Source organism: Rhizobium laguerreae (assembly GCF_002008165.1).
In the GTDB taxonomy this organism is placed as follows: domain Bacteria; phylum Pseudomonadota; class Alphaproteobacteria; order Rhizobiales; family Rhizobiaceae; genus Rhizobium; species Rhizobium laguerreae.
In genome coordinates this window covers 555,952-570,162 of the sequence record NZ_MRDM01000002.1, presented here as the reverse complement: position 1 = coordinate 570,162, position 14,211 = coordinate 555,952, and the positions used below count along the sequence as shown (strand labels likewise).

The 14,211-nt window shown below is 59.8% G+C and carries 11 protein-coding genes; 7 read left to right on the top strand and 4 right to left on the bottom strand.

The window, feature by feature from the left end:
- The first annotated feature begins 191 nt into the window (after positions 1-191).
- A complete protein-coding gene (locus tag BS630_RS03075; RefSeq protein WP_077976214.1) occupies positions 192-1,433 on the top strand; it encodes a GNAT family N-acetyltransferase in 1,242 nt (413 codons plus the stop codon).
- An 11-nt stretch (positions 1,434-1,444) separates the two neighbouring features.
- Here the strand turns inward: BS630_RS03075 and BS630_RS03070 are convergent, their stop codons facing one another.
- On the bottom strand, positions 1,445-3,622 hold the full coding sequence (locus tag BS630_RS03070) for a GumC family protein (RefSeq protein WP_077976213.1): 2,178 nt from the start codon (positions 3,620-3,622) through the stop codon (positions 1,445-1,447).
- 189 nt (positions 3,623-3,811) lie between these two features.
- Between BS630_RS03070 and BS630_RS03065 the strand changes: the two genes are divergently transcribed.
- Genes BS630_RS03065 through BS630_RS03050 form a run of 4 tightly spaced genes read left to right on the top strand, consistent with a single transcriptional unit; the run spans position 3,812 to position 8,419 of the window.
- Positions 3,812-4,387: a polysaccharide biosynthesis/export family protein gene (locus tag BS630_RS03065; RefSeq protein WP_020049461.1), complete on the top strand. Its 576-nt coding sequence runs from the start codon at positions 3,812-3,814 to the stop codon at positions 4,385-4,387.
- Between the two features lie 3 nt (positions 4,388-4,390).
- On the top strand, positions 4,391-5,560 hold the full coding sequence (locus BS630_RS03060) for a glycosyltransferase (RefSeq protein WP_077976212.1): 1,170 nt from the start codon (positions 4,391-4,393) through the stop codon (positions 5,558-5,560).
- A 55-nt stretch (positions 5,561-5,615) separates the two neighbouring features.
- Positions 5,616-7,178, top strand: coding sequence for an undecaprenyl-phosphate glucose phosphotransferase (locus BS630_RS03055; RefSeq protein WP_025394065.1), 1,563 nt, complete (start codon positions 5,616-5,618; stop codon positions 7,176-7,178).
- Positions 7,175-8,419, top strand: a complete 1,245-nt coding sequence (locus BS630_RS03050) for an O-antigen ligase family protein (protein WP_077976211.1) — start codon at positions 7,175-7,177, stop codon at positions 8,417-8,419. The genes BS630_RS03055 and BS630_RS03050 overlap by 4 nt, the downstream gene beginning before the upstream one ends.
- Positions 8,420-8,444: 25 nt before the next feature.
- Here the strand turns inward: BS630_RS03050 and BS630_RS03045 are convergent, their stop codons facing one another.
- From BS630_RS03045 to BS630_RS03035, 3 genes are all read right to left on the bottom strand, one after another.
- Positions 8,445-9,278, bottom strand: coding sequence for a carbohydrate ABC transporter permease (locus BS630_RS03045; RefSeq protein ID WP_003547275.1), 834 nt, complete (start codon positions 9,276-9,278; stop codon positions 8,445-8,447).
- Positions 9,278-10,171 (bottom strand): carbohydrate ABC transporter permease, encoded by an 894-nt coding sequence (locus BS630_RS03040; protein ID WP_077976210.1) that lies wholly within the window; start codon positions 10,169-10,171, stop codon positions 9,278-9,280. Before BS630_RS03040 ends, BS630_RS03045 begins: the two co-directional genes overlap by 1 nt.
- A gap of 125 nt (positions 10,172-10,296) precedes the next feature.
- On the bottom strand, positions 10,297-11,634 hold the full coding sequence (locus BS630_RS03035; protein WP_077976209.1) for an extracellular solute-binding protein: 1,338 nt from the start codon (positions 11,632-11,634) through the stop codon (positions 10,297-10,299).
- Between the two features lie 177 nt (positions 11,635-11,811).
- On the opposite strand from BS630_RS03035, the gene BS630_RS03030 reads away from it, so the two are divergent.
- Positions 11,812-12,426: a GNAT family N-acetyltransferase gene (locus BS630_RS03030; RefSeq protein ID WP_077976208.1), complete on the top strand. Its 615-nt coding sequence runs from the start codon at positions 11,812-11,814 to the stop codon at positions 12,424-12,426.
- Between the two features lie 552 nt (positions 12,427-12,978).
- Positions 12,979-14,160: an ROK family transcriptional regulator gene (locus tag BS630_RS03025; RefSeq protein ID WP_077976207.1), complete on the top strand. Its 1,182-nt coding sequence runs from the start codon at positions 12,979-12,981 to the stop codon at positions 14,158-14,160.
- Positions 14,161-14,211 lie beyond the last annotated feature (51 nt).

Sequence of the window (14,211 nt, the reverse complement as noted above, 5' to 3'; positions counted from 1 at the left end):
CGCGCTTTAGGTCTTTGTTTTTACGCATGTCGTTGTCGCAAAACCGCGGCACACTTTTGCGCGACATGCTTTAGCCATTAACGGCCGAATAACCGTGATCTGCGGAAAACCTCACCCATCGCCTGCGGTTAAACCAAATATACGGCTGGCATACCTACCTTCCCGTTCAGCATTCTTGACCGGAGAAAACCGTGCAGACGCAACAGCTCGATGTCCATGAACAGCCGTCCGACGACGTGGCGCTGGCCGATACGGCCATTTCGCGCCTGCGCCAGCTGAGCATGAAACTCGCCATGGCCCAACTCGACATCGAAGTCTTTGACGCGATGCAGCCGCTGGAGGATGACTGGCGGGCGCTGGAGCGCGACAACCTCCAGTCCCTGCATCAGAGCTACGACTGGTGCGCCGCCTGGGTGAGCGCCTTCCAGCGGCCGCTTGCGATCCTCAAAGCCACTCATGCGGGTCAGACCGTCTTCATTCTGCCGGTCGAGATCGTCAAGTCCCGCGGGCTCAGGACGGCGAGATTCATTGCCGCCGATCACAGCAATATCAATACCGGCCTATTCGCAGAGAGCTTTGCCGAAGCCGGCAGGACCATCGACCCCCATGAGTTCGCCGGTCGGCTCCGGCATGCGCTGAAGGGCCGCGCCGATCTGCTGCTGCTGCAGAACATTCCGCTGGAATGGCGAGGGCGAGAGAGCCCGCTCGCCGGGCTGCCGATGGTGCAGAACCAGAATCACGCCTATCAGCTGCCGTTCCTTCCCGCTTTCGAGGACACGCTGAAGCAGCTCAACGCCAAGAACCGGCGCAAGAAATTCCGTGTTCAGTCGAAGCGTTTCGAGGCGGCCGGCGGCTTCGAATACGTCATTCCCGAGACATCGGCAGAACAGCACGGCCTGCTCGATATCTTCTTCCGCCTGAAAAGCGCCCGCTTCGCCAGCCTCGGCCTGCCCGACGTCTTTGCCGACAGGGAAACGCAGACCTTCCTGCACGGTCTCATCGACAAGCAGGACGACACCAGGCAGTACTTCGGGCTGCAGATGCATATGCTCCGGCTCAAGGGCGAGCATGAGGGTAAGATCGCCGCGATTTCAGGGATTTCGCGCAAGGGCGACCATATCATCTGCCAGTTCGGCGCGATCGATGAAGAACTCGTGCCGGATACGAGCCCCGGCGAATTCCTCTATTGGCAGACCATCTCGGGATTGCATGGCAAGGGTGTAGCGCTGTTCGATTTCGGCCTCGGCGACCAGACCTACAAGCGTTCCTGGGCGCCGGTCGAGACCGCGCATTACGACGTGGTGCTGCCGGTATCGCCGTTCGGCGTCGTCGCCGGCGCCGCACACCGGCTCGTCACCCGCGGCAAGGCGCACATCAAGGCGCGCCCGAAGCTCTATAAATTCGCCCAGGGCATCCGGGCACGGATCGGCTGATCGTCAAAAAACTAGGCGGCCCGGCCGAGTGCCTGCTCGGCCCCTTCGCCGCCCGACATCAGCACGACGCGCTCATAGCCGGCAGCCTGGAATTCCGTCATCAGAGCAACGAAAATGGTCTCCTCGACCTCAGGCAGCGAGAGGATGATCTCGACGTCCCGGCTGCGCGTCAGCCGCGAGACGCCGGCAACATCGGCCGAACCGCATTCGACCACCACGAGATCGTAGGCGGCGGCGAGCGCATCGAGCAGCAACGACAGCCGATCGACACCGCGCATGGCGCGGCGCACGTCGCTCTGCCCCTGGGGAATGAGATGGGCATCGGAGAGGCGGTCGCCGTGGATCGTGTCGCCGAAGGCGGCCTCGCCGCAAAGCAGATCGGTGACGCCAAGGGCGGCCGGGTCCTCGGCCATCAGTTCCGTGGGGTAGCCGGAGCCGGTCATATCGATCAGGATGACGCGGTGGCCGGCATCGGCGAGCATGCGGGTCAGCGAAACCGTCGCCGCCGAGCCATTCTCACCAGTCGGCGATATGGCGATTGCCAGCGGCGCGCGGCTGCCGGTGAGATAGTCAGCAACTGAAGCGACGGAGAATTCATTGTCATCCTCCGGCTCGTCCTCTGGCACATCCTCGGCAGCCTTCACGTCCTCGATCGTACCCTCCTCGTCCGCGACGACGGCGAGCATGCTCGGCTGAACGGGTTTTCCGGCGGCGGCGATCGGAGCGGCCTGCGGCACATGTTTCTCCTCGACGACTGCTTCTGCCTCAATTGTTTCCGGGGAGGCATCTGTCGGGCGGAGAGCCCGGCCGCTGAAGAGCTCGGCCAGCATGATGACGATGGCGCTCATGATCAGCGTCGCGACGGCAGCGACGACGACGATCGGCACCACCTTCGGGAAATAAGGATCGACCGGCTCGACGGCCCTCGAAACGATCCGGGCATCAGCCGGGCTCGAATTGCTGTCGGCGCGGGAGGCGGCCTCGCGGTAGCGCACCAGGTAGGTTTCGAGCAGTTGGCGCTGGGCGTTCGCCTCGCGCTCTAGCGCATTGAGACCGACCTCGTCCTCACCGGCGCGGGCGCTGTTGGCCTGGACCGTGTCCGACTGGCGCTCGAGCTCGCTCGCCCTCAGATCCGCAACCTTCGACTCGTTCTCGATGCTCGCCAGGATCTTCTGCGTCTCCTGGCGAATCTGGCTGCGGATATCGGAGAGCTGGGCGCGCAGGCTTTTCAGCCGCGGATGATTATTGAGAAGGCTAGTCTGCAGATCGGAGATCTGCGACTGCAGGCCGGATTCCGTCCCCTTCAGCCGCTGTATCGCCTGGGAGGACATGATGTCGGGCAGCGTATCGGAGGCTTCGCCCGAAGACAGTGCATTGCGCACCGCCTGCGCCCTCGCCTCGGCATTGGCCTTGTCGCCCCGCACGCGGGTCAGCTCGGCGGAGATATCGTTCAATTGCTGGGCCGGAAAAGTGGTCGTGCCGTTCGTCTGCAGCAGCCCGTGCGACGTGCGGTATTCGGCGACCTTCCTCTCGGCTTCGCTGACCTTCTGGCGCAGACCTTCGATCTCCGGCTCCAGCCAGCGGGTCGCCTCGGAATTGGAATCGAGCTTGGCGCCGCTCTGGGTCGAAAGATAGACATTCGCCATGGCATTCGGGATGGCGGCGGCGAGCTTCGGATCCTTGGAGGTGAAAGTGATGCCGATGACGCGTGAACCCGGCACCTGATAGACCTGCAGGCGTTCGACGAAGGCGTCGATGACACGCTCTTCCGGCGGATTTTCCAGTGGGTTCTTCTTCAGGTGCAGCTTCACCAGGATACTGCTCATGGCCGAGCCGCTGGCGGCATCGTCGAATTCCGGCAGGTTATAAAGCTTCAGATCGTTGATGACCTTCTTGAGGAGATCGGCCGATTGCAGAAGCTGCACCTGGCTGGCGATGTTCAGTTCATCCATCAGCGGGCCGGCGCTGGCGTCATTGGCCTGCTGCGTGCTGGCGAAAGCCGGCGCACGGGGTTCGATGAGGATGCGTGTTTCGCTGCGATATTGCGGCGACATGATTTTGGCGCCGGCAAAGGCGACGCCCGCCCCCACGAGGGTGATTGCCAAAATCCGCAGACGGCGCGCCCAGACCGCACGGACCAACTGGCCGAGGTCGATGTCCACATCCTGATCACGAGCTACGCCGGACATGCTCTTACTCCACAACAAAGGTGCCGTAAGCGTAAACGACCATGGTAACTCAACGGTTAATGGCGATCTCGCCGAGAAATGAGCGATGATCGATGAAGGATACCGGAAATTGCAAGCGCCCTTTACCGGGCATTAACCCTAACGGATCGATAACGGCTGCACCGAGTTCATTTTTGTGAGCACAAGCGGATGTCTGTCGTCCAGCCCAAGATCCTTTTGGCCCTGAGCCTTGCAGCCATGACGGCAGCACTGAGCGGCTGCACGACGTACAAGCCGGCGCCGAAGGCCTTCAACGAGGCCACCATACAGCCCTATACGCTGGACAGCGGCGATCGGCTGCGCATTACCGTCTTCGACCAGCAGAGCCTGACCAATACCTATACGGTGGATCAGGCAGGTTATGTCGCCTTCCCGCTCATCGGCCAGGTCCCTGCCCGCGGCCGAACCCTGCAGCAACTCTCGGGACAGATCGCCCAGAAACTGCAGCAGGGCTATCTTCGCGATCCCGACGTCACCATCGATGTCGATCGCTACCGCTCGGTCTTCATCATGGGTGAAGTCGGCCAGCCCGGCCAGTATGCCTATGTTCCCGGCATGACGGTGCAGAATGCCATCGCTGTTGCCGGCGGTTTCACCAGCCGCGCCAACCAGCGCATGGTCGATGTCACCCGCAAGATCAACGGACAGGTGCTGACCGGCCGCATCAACATATCGGGGCCGATTATCGCGGGTGACACGATCTACGTTCGCGAACGGCTTTTCTGAACGATGGCAAAACAGCAGCCGCTCCGCATCCTCCATTGCTTCAGGTCGCCGATCGGCGGAATTTTCCGCCATGTCCGCGATCTCGTCGAAGAGCACAGCAAGGCCGGCCATGAAATCGGCATCCTCTGCGACAGCTCGACCGGCGGCGAGTACGAGGACAGCCTGTTCGACGATATCCGTCCCTATCTCTCGCTCGGCCTGACGCGCGTGCCGATCCGGCGCTCAATCAGCCCGTCCGATATTGCGACGATGTGGGATACATACAAGAAAATCAAAAGTTTGCGGCCGGATGTGCTGCACGGACACGGCGCCAAAGGCGGTGTGCTCGCGCGACTTGCCGGCTCAGTGTTGCGGGTGAACAGGTATCGCGTAGCCCGCCTCTATACCGCGCATGGCGGAAGCCTGCATTATTCGCGCTCCTCGCTCAGCGGACAGTTCGTCCTCCGGATGGAGCGCCTGCAGGAATATTTCACCGATGCGCTGGTCTTCATCTGCGAATATGAGCGCGACACCTATGCGCGCAAGGTCGGACGGCCAAGGACGAAGACGAGACTGATCTACAACGGCATCGGCGAGCGCGATTTCGAGCCGATCCCGACTCGCTCGGATGCCGTGCATTTCATCTATGTCGGAATGCTCCGGGACCTCAAGGGTCCCGATCTGTTTGTCGATGCCTTCGCCAAGACCGAACGGCTGCTCGGCAGGCCGCTGTCGGCGCTGATGATTGGCGACGGGCCGGATCGCGACCGCTACCGTGAGATGATGGTCGAACGCGGCCTTGGTAAACGCATCGGCATGCTGCCGGCCATGCGGGTCCACGAAGCCTTCTCCATGGCGCAGAACCTCGTCGTTCCCTCGCGCGCCGAAGCCATGCCCTACATCGTGCTCGAGGGGCTCGGCGCCGGCAAGACGATCATCGCAAGCCGTGTCGGCGGCATTCCCGAGGTGCTCGGCGCCGACAGCGCAGCACTGGTGGAGCCCGGCAATTCCGACGATCTCGCCCGCGTCATGGCGGAAACGCTGAGCACGCCCGACTGGCACGCCAGGACGATGCCGAAGCCCGAGGCGGTGAAGGCGGTGTTTTCTTCGGCCGTCATGGCAGGCGATGTCCTGAAATTGTACCATGAGCTCGTCAATCCCGCTGCCGGCCAAGCAATGCCCGTTGCCTCGTAAATATTTCTTAGGGGCTTTCTGGTATTTCGCTTGGTGACAACGAGCGAAAAGCCCCATGAACAAGCTGGAAAAAGGCGATCAATTCGACGTGGAAGCACTGCGCAAGCAGGTCTCCGACGTCGAGGCGCGCGGCGGCGCGGGTCAGGAGAAGCCTTCCGACCCGACCGAAATCAACCCCTTTGCCCGACAGATCGCCGAGCAGTTCCGCGACGGAACCAATTCGCCTGTGATCATCATCGGCCAATTGCGGCTGCTGGAATTCCTGGCGCTCTTCGCGATCGCCCTGATCTCCCACTATTTCTGGCCCGGTGACGGCAGCGATTCCACCTCGATGCGGGCGGGCATGGCGGCGATCGCTTCGGCCCTGACCGTTATCGGCCTGCAGCTTGCCGACACCTACACCATTCCCGCCCTCCGGGCGAAGCTGCGGCTGATGCCACGCATCCTCGCCTCCTGGACGATCGCGCTTCTCCTGAGCGTCGGCCTGTTCGCGCTCATTCGCGGCACCACATGGGCGATGGTCGATGCCTATATCCCGTGGTTCGCCGCAGGCGCGCTCTTCCTTGCGGCCGAGCGCTTCCTCGTCGCCTACGGCATCCGCAACTGGGCGCGCAACGGCATCATGGAACGGCGCGCCGTCATCGTCGGCGGCGGCGAGCCGGCCAAGGACCTGATCCGCATCCTCGAACAGCAGGCCGACAACGACATCCGTATCTGCGGCATCTTCGACGACCGCGGCGAGAAACGATCGCCGATCATGGTCGCCGGTTATCCGAAGCTCGGCACTGTCGCCGAACTCGTCGAATTCGTGCGACTGACGCGCATCGACATGCTGATCATCGCCCTGCCGCTGTCGGCCGAGGCCCGTATCTACGATCTTTTGAAGAAGCTCTGGGTTCTGCCGGTCGATATCCGCCTTGCCGCGCATGCCAACCGGCTGCGCTTCCGGCCGCGCGCCTATTCGCATGTCGGCTCGGTGCCGATGCTCGATATTTTCAAAAAGCCGATCCGCGACTGGGATTCGGTCGCCAAGCGCGGCTTCGACCTCTTCTTCACTTTGGTCGCGCTGGCACTGCTCTGGCCGCTGATGATCGCCACCGCGATCGCCATCAAGGCGACCTCCGAAGGCCCGGTCTTCTTCATGCAGAAGCGCCACGGCTTCAACAACGAAATCATCAACGTCTTCAAGTTCCGCTCGATGTACACCACCATGGCCGACCCCACCGGCAAGGCCGCGGTGACCAAGGGCGATCCGCGCGTCACCCGCGTCGGCCGCTTCATCCGCAAGACGTCGATCGACGAATTGCCGCAGCTTTTCAACGTTTTGAGGGGCGAGCTCTCGCTGGTCGGCCCACGCCCGCATGCCGTTCTCGCCCAGGCGCGCGATCGCGCCTTCGCCGATGTCGTCGAGGGTTATTTCGCCCGCCACCGCGTCAAGCCCGGCGTCACCGGCTGGGCGCAGATCAACGGCTGGCGCGGCGAAGTGGACAATGACGAGAAGATCAAGTTCCGCACGGCCTACGACCTCTACTACATCGAGAACTGGTCGCTCTGGTTCGATCTCAAGATCCTGTTCCTGACGCCGATCCGACTGCTCAACACGGAAAACGCCTATTGAGCGCGATCGAGGCGACATATCCCCGTGTCGCCCAACCGCAGCGGATGACGCTGCGCCTGATCGGCTCGGCTTTTGTCGCCTTCGGCGTCTTCCTCTCCGGTTTCGTGATCGACGAGCCGGCACCTTATGAACTCTGGATGGCGGGGCTGATCGGCCTCTGGTTCATCCTGGGTCTCAGGATTTCGTGCAGCGTGGCGCCGCTGCTTGCCCTGCTGCTGATCTTCAATATTGGCGGCATGCTGTCGCTGACGCAGATGAAGGACTTGGCAACCGCGCCGATGTATATCGCGGTGTCGACCTTCCTGGCGCTGACGGCGGTCTTCTACGCGGCAATCATCGAGGACAGCCACAAGCGGCTGCCGCTGATCTTCAATGCCTGGACCTTTGCCGCCGTCGCCACCTCCGCGCTCGGCATACTCGGCTATTTCCACGCCTTTCCGGGCGCGGAAATCTTCACGCTCTACGACCGTGCCAAGGGCGCCTTCCAGGATCCGAATGTTTTCGGCCCCTTCCTGGTGCCGCCATCGCTCTATCTCGTCCACGGTATCCTGGTCGGCGACCTGAAGAAATCGCCGCTGAAGGCCGCCGCCCTGCTGGTGCTTGCGCTCGGGATTTTCCTCTCCTTTTCCCGCGCCGCCTGGGGGCTCTTCGCGCTCGGCGTGGTGCTGTTGATCTTCATCATGCTGCTGAAAGAGCGCAGCGGCGCCTTTCGCTTGAGAGTCCTGGTCCTGTCGCTGGCGGCGATCATCATGCTGATCGCGTCGCTGCTGGTGGCGCTGCAGATCCCGAAGGTCGCCGAACTGTTTTCGGCGCGCGCCCAGCTGGTACAGCAATATGACGGCGAACATCTCGGCCGCTTCGAGCGCCACCGGATCGGCTTCACCATGATGATGGAGCGTCCGCTCGGCATCGGCCCGCTGGTGTTCGGCACGATGTTTCCCGAGGACGAGCACAATATCTGGCTGAAGTCGCTCACCTCCTATGGCTGGCTCGGTTTCGTCAGCTACGTCGGCATGCTTCTCTGGACGCTGGCTCTCGGTTTCAGAAACCTGCTGCTCGACCGACCGTGGCAGCCCTTCCTGATGATCGCCTGGATCTCGGTTCTCGGCCATGCGACAATCGGCAACGTCATCGATATCGACCACTGGCGCCATGTCTATCTGCTGCTCGGCACGGTCTGGGGCTGCGCGGCGCTGGAAGTGCGCCACAAGCGTGAACGAAGACGCCACGAGGCGGCGTGAGTTGTTGCCGTCAAGGGGCGGCTGTCTATTTCGTCGCTCCTGCCGTCAAGCCGGCAATAAACCGCCGCTGGAAAATGAGATAAGTCACGATGAGCGGGAAAATGACAATCACCGCGCCGGCGGTCAGAACCGGCGTGTTGACGGTATAGCGCCCTTGGAAAAACAGCATGCCGAGGGGCAGCGTCCGATAGTCGTCGTCGTTGACCAGGATGAACGGAATCAGAAACTCGTTCCAGGTCCATATGAACAGGAACAGCGCCAGTGTCGACATTGCCGGCACCATGAGCGGGATAACGATCTTGCGCAGGATATGGAAGCGTCCGGCGCCATCGAGAACCGCCGCTTCGAGAACTTCTTCCGGCAGTTGCTGCATCGCGCTGGCGAGGAAGATCGTCGAGAACGGTATCGACATCGCGATCTGCGGCAAAATCAGAGCCGCATAGGTATTGATCAATCCCAGATACCGCATTTCGTAATAAAGCGGGATGATGAAGGCTTCCGCCGGCACCATCATGCCGAGCGTCAGGATAGCGAACAGCGTGCGCCGGAATGGAAACGACAGGTAGGCGAAGGCAAAACCAGTCAGCAGGCCCAAAAAGACGCTTGCAGCAACGACGGGTATGACAACGATGATCGAATTCCAGAAGTAAATGTTGAAATGTCCGGCATTCCAAGCATCGACGTAATTTTCGAAATGCGGATATGCCGGCAGCGCGAATGCACCCTGCAGAACGTCGGCCTTGCTCTTTATCGAGGTTAGAAGCAGAAGCAGGAACGGCGTGATCGTTACGAAAGCAAGAAGCCAGAGGACAAGGCGAAGGAATAGCGTACCGGGGGAGATGTTAGACCAACGGCTCATCAAGCCCGTCCTTTGTTCTGCGATCCCACAAATCGGTGAATTGCATAGTTGATGACAAATGTGAGGACCGCGCCGACAATGGCGATGGCCGCTGCGGCGCCGAACCGATTAAGCTCGAAGCCGAGCTGATACATGTAGATGTTCGGCACGAGCGTCGCGTTGGCTGGTCCGCCCCTGGTCATTGTAAAAATCAGGTCGAAGCTTTTGATTGACGCTATGACCGTCAGGAGCAAAACCACCCTTATTTCAGGCAAGAGAAGCGGCAGCGTTATCCAGAAAAAGGTTTTTCGCGCCGAAGCGCCATCGACCTTGGCAGCGTCGAAAAGAGACGGGTCGATGCGCTGAATTCCGGTCAGGAAGATGACCATGCAAAAACCGAAGAAATACCAGGTGGCAACGATCCCGACCGCGGGAAGCACAAAATTGAAATTTCCCAGCCACGGGAGTGCGAAGGCGCCTAACCCCACTGCTCTGAGAAACTGATTGAACGGGCCAAATGCAGGATTGTAGAGCCATGCCCAGATGATGCCCAACACGGCGGTCGGCATGATGTAAGGCAGGAACAAGAAGGTGCGCAGTGCAAGTTGTTCGCGCTGCTTCAGATTCCAGACGCAAGCGGCGAGAGTTATGCCGAGCACGAGCGGCAGGACACAGTAGAAGATCATGAGCTCGGCATTATTACGCAAGGCAATATAAAAACGGCTGTCAGAAAAGAGATCGACGTAATTGCCGAGACCAACCCACTTGGGCATGCTCAGGCCGTCCCAGCTGGTCAGGCTCAAACCCAAAGCCGCGACGATCGGTCCAAAGACAAAAGCCGCGTAGAACAGTAATCCAGGCAATAAATAGATAAAATTGGTCTGTTGCGAGCCATCAAGTGCGGAGCGTTTCATCCATTACTCCATAAAGCTAAAGCTGTGGTCGTCGCGCAGCAAGCCGATCGCAGTGCTCATTTATTGGGATCGACGAGACTGAGGTCACGACCGCAGGGGACGGCCGTGACCAGCGCCCGCAATCTTTATTTCTTATCCTTCAGGTACGCCTGATAATCCTTGTCCATAGCATCGACAAAGGCTTCGGGCGTGATATTGCCGGACAGAAGAAGCGGCGTGTTGTCGTCTATTGTCTTCAGCATCGTCGGGCTCGACCAGTCGGGGTAATGTCCGAGGGCGTCGTTTGCGTTGAGTGTCTTCCACATTTCGATGCCGGAGCTGAGGAGCGGCGTGAGCTTTGGCTTTGCATCAGCCGCGAGCGACGTTGCCGGAAGATAGCCAGCATTGGCCCAGGTTTCAGCAGCCTTTTCCGAGACCATATAATCGATATATGCGCCGGCTACGTCCTGTGTCGGCTTCGTTTTGGCAAGGCTCGTTATCGCCCAGGCAAGATCCACGCCCCCAACACTCATGGGCTTGGCAATACCTTTCGGGGCGGGAATTGCCATGAAGCCGATATCCGGATTGTGTTGCATGTCACCGAAATACCAGGTTCCGGAGATCAGGAACGCGCCCTGCCCGGAAATGAAAAGCTGGACGGCGTCGTCACCCGAGATGCCTTCGAAACCGGGGAAAAAGTAACCGCCCTGTGCCCATTGCTGCACGAGTTTGGCGGATTCGATGTTCCCCTTGGTGTTCCACGAGCCGCCCCGGCCGTAAATCAGATCGTCAAGCTCGGCACGATTGCTCGCGTCGATATGCGCCTGCTCGATGGCGCCGATCATGTGCAGGGCCAGATGCTGCTTTGCCGAGCCCATCATGAAGGGCGCAACGCCCTTTTCCTTCAGCTTATCAAGACCGGCCAACAGCTCCTCGAAGGTTTGCGGCAGCGCTACTCCCGCATCGCCGAGGATCTTTTTATTGTAGTAGAGGCCAACGATCTCGCCGAGGCCTGATATGCCGTAGGTCTTACCGACCCCAAATTTTCCATCTTCCCAGCGGTCTCGAGCAAGCACCGAATCCGACTGGCGCTTATCCCAGCCGTAGTTTTTGATGTAGTCGTCGACCGGCAGGAGCAATCCTTCCTTGACCATCGCTCCCATGTCACCGGCACCCTGATTGACTTTCGTGATGACAGGGCCATCACCTGCCGAAACCGCAAGCTTCAGCGTCAACTTCATGTCATCAAAGGTACGGGCGGTGCGCTTGATCGTGACGCCGGGATGCGCAGCTTCGAACTCCTTGTTGAGCTGCTCTATGACCGCGCTCTGACCTTCATAGGTTTGGTCATCCCACACAGCCAGGTCGTCGGCGCGCGCGGCTGCCGAAAGGCCAAAACTCAAAAGCACCGCGCCAACAAGCGCGACAGCTGCTTTCAATCGGTATGCCGGCAGTATGCGGATCGATTTCACGGTTCTTTTCATCTGCTCCACCTCATCTGGTTTATTTTCCACTCCCCGTTCAGGCCTTGCGCCAAGCAGCGGCCGAACGTTTTCTTCCCCCAGAGCTTTGCCTGGCTGGCGAATCTGAGGTAATCGTCAATGCATCCGCTCCTCTCGCGACCTAAAATGACAAAGCGCCACGCAGGAGGTGGCAAAGTGATGGACACCAGCTGCTTCATCCGCCCCGCGACTGAAGCGGATATCGACGCCCTTTTCGACATCTGCCTGAAAACCGCGAATGGCGGTGAAGATGCCAGCGCGCTTTATAGCGACCCGCATCTGCCCGGCTACATCTGGTCGGTACCCTACCTCAAATTCGCCAAAGACTTTGCCTTTGTTCTCGTTCAGGACGACCGGCCAGTCGGCTACGTTGTAGGGGTGGCGGACACCAGCAGGTTCGACAGAGACTTGCAAACGAACTGGTGGCCGTTCGTCCGCCAGCAGATTGCGGGACTGGCACCCACCCGTCCGCGCGACGCCGACGTGATGGAACGAATTCAAAATCCGCGCAGCGGAACGGCTTGGCTTCAAGACCAGTATCCCGCGCATCTCCATATCAACATCCTTCCCGGACTTCAGGCAAGCGGTTGGGGGCGCAGGATGATCGCCACGGAGCTTCAAGCGCTTCGAAACCACGGGGTCGGAGCCGTGCATCTCGGGGTCGACCCAAACAACGAACGCGCCAGGGGTTTCTACCGTCGCCTCGGCTTTTCCGAATTCGAGCAGGATGGCTCCGTCGCCTTCGCAATGCGGATCGATGAGGGATCGGGTTGAAGCATTTCCTGGTTTCTCCAAGCCGCGAAAAGGCCGTGTCTCCCGGGTATAAGCACCCTTGATTGGAGAAAATCTCACACGCCCGAAACTGCCTGCTCGCCACACGGTGAGGTCAGCGTACCCATCCCGATGAACGGCCGCCTGAAGGCATGATAGCATTATCGGCAGTAAAGCAGGTTGCTTCGCGAAAAGCTGTCCATCAGTCGAGGGCTTCATCATGAGCAAATCCTCGGAAGCCGGGTTCAAGGAGTCCGCGGGACGCAAAAAAAGAAATAGCCAGGCAAGCCCAGGCCAGTTCCTCTTTGGGCGATCTTGGCAGGCGCACGGCTAACCGGACGATACGTATGGCGCATACTTCACATCGACCCTCTTTATTTCATCGCGCATTTTCATCGCACGTTAATTTCAAGCCTACAGCTGACCTCCCATTTGTCAAGGACATAGACAAATTGCCTGCTTCGATGTATTGAATTCCGCTTAGTCGCAATAGTTGTGACTTAATATCGCGTCCATTAAGTATGCGCTCCGAACTAATTGGACTGAGCTAGCCGGATGGCAATGGCATCTTCTGTCGCACAGACCCCGATCGCACGAAAAATTTCAACCAATGCCGTCATCCGAACCGTGTTCGCGAACGGATCGATCTCTCGCGCCGATATTGCCAAGCTAACCGGCTTGTCAAAGCAGACGATTTCCGATGTCGTGCGCGACCTTGAGGATGATGGATGGCTGAAACCAGTCGGGCAGACTGATGGTCGCCCGGGCCGGAATGCGATCACCTATGAAATCAATGCCAGGGCGGGGCTGGCCGTCTCTATCGATCTCGGGAGCACCAAGATTGCTGCGGCCATTTGCGATCTGTTGGGGAACGTGGTCGCTGAAACTAAAGTATCCACCGACCCGCGCGGCGGAATGCATCTCGTCAATCAGTTCAGCGATCTTATCGTAGAACTCGCGTTTGCGGCCGGGACGACTGCCGACAAACTCCGTCTCGTCGTTCTAGGCAGTCCCGGTGTGCTCGATCCAGCCACCGGGCATATCAACGTAGCGCCAAGCATCCCCGGCATCGACGCCATAAATCTGCGGCAAGTCTTCAGCGACAGAATGGCCATACCGGTGATCGTTGAAAATGACGTCAACCTCGCCGCGCAAGGGGAGAGATGGCGGGGACACGGTGTCGAAACCAGCAATTTTGCTTTCGTTGCTCTCGGAACGGGCGTCGGCATGGGCATCATCGCCAACGGAACTCTGTTGCGCGGCGCGCGTGGGGCGGCCGGCGAAATCGCCTATCTTCCGATCGGTGGAGATGCTTTTGATCCTGGCGGATTTACGCTTGGAACCTTTGAGAGCGCGGTCGGCAGCGTCGCGATGTTGCGACGTTACGTCGGTTTCGGCGGGCGTAATGCATCCACCGTGGCCGATCTCTTCGCCGCGTTTAATGCAGGAGAAACAAGCGCTGCGGCTGCCATCGAAGAGACGGCAAGGCTGGTCGCAGTCGCTATCGCTGCAATCGGAGCGGCTCTCGATCCTGAATTGGTGATCACCGGCGGCAGCATCGGCTCAAGGCCGGAACTCGTAAACGCCATCCGCGGTTTCCTGCCGCGTTGTACGCCTTATCCGCCGCGCATCGAGATCAGTCGCTTTGGGAACCGCGCCGCCCTGATGGGAGGAATGGGGATCGCGGTCGAGCGCATGCATGACGATCTATTTGGTGTCAAATTGAGGGAAGTTTGAAGAGCGCATGCCTTAGGGCCAACGTGCGGTTTCGCCACTTGAGAAGCGCTG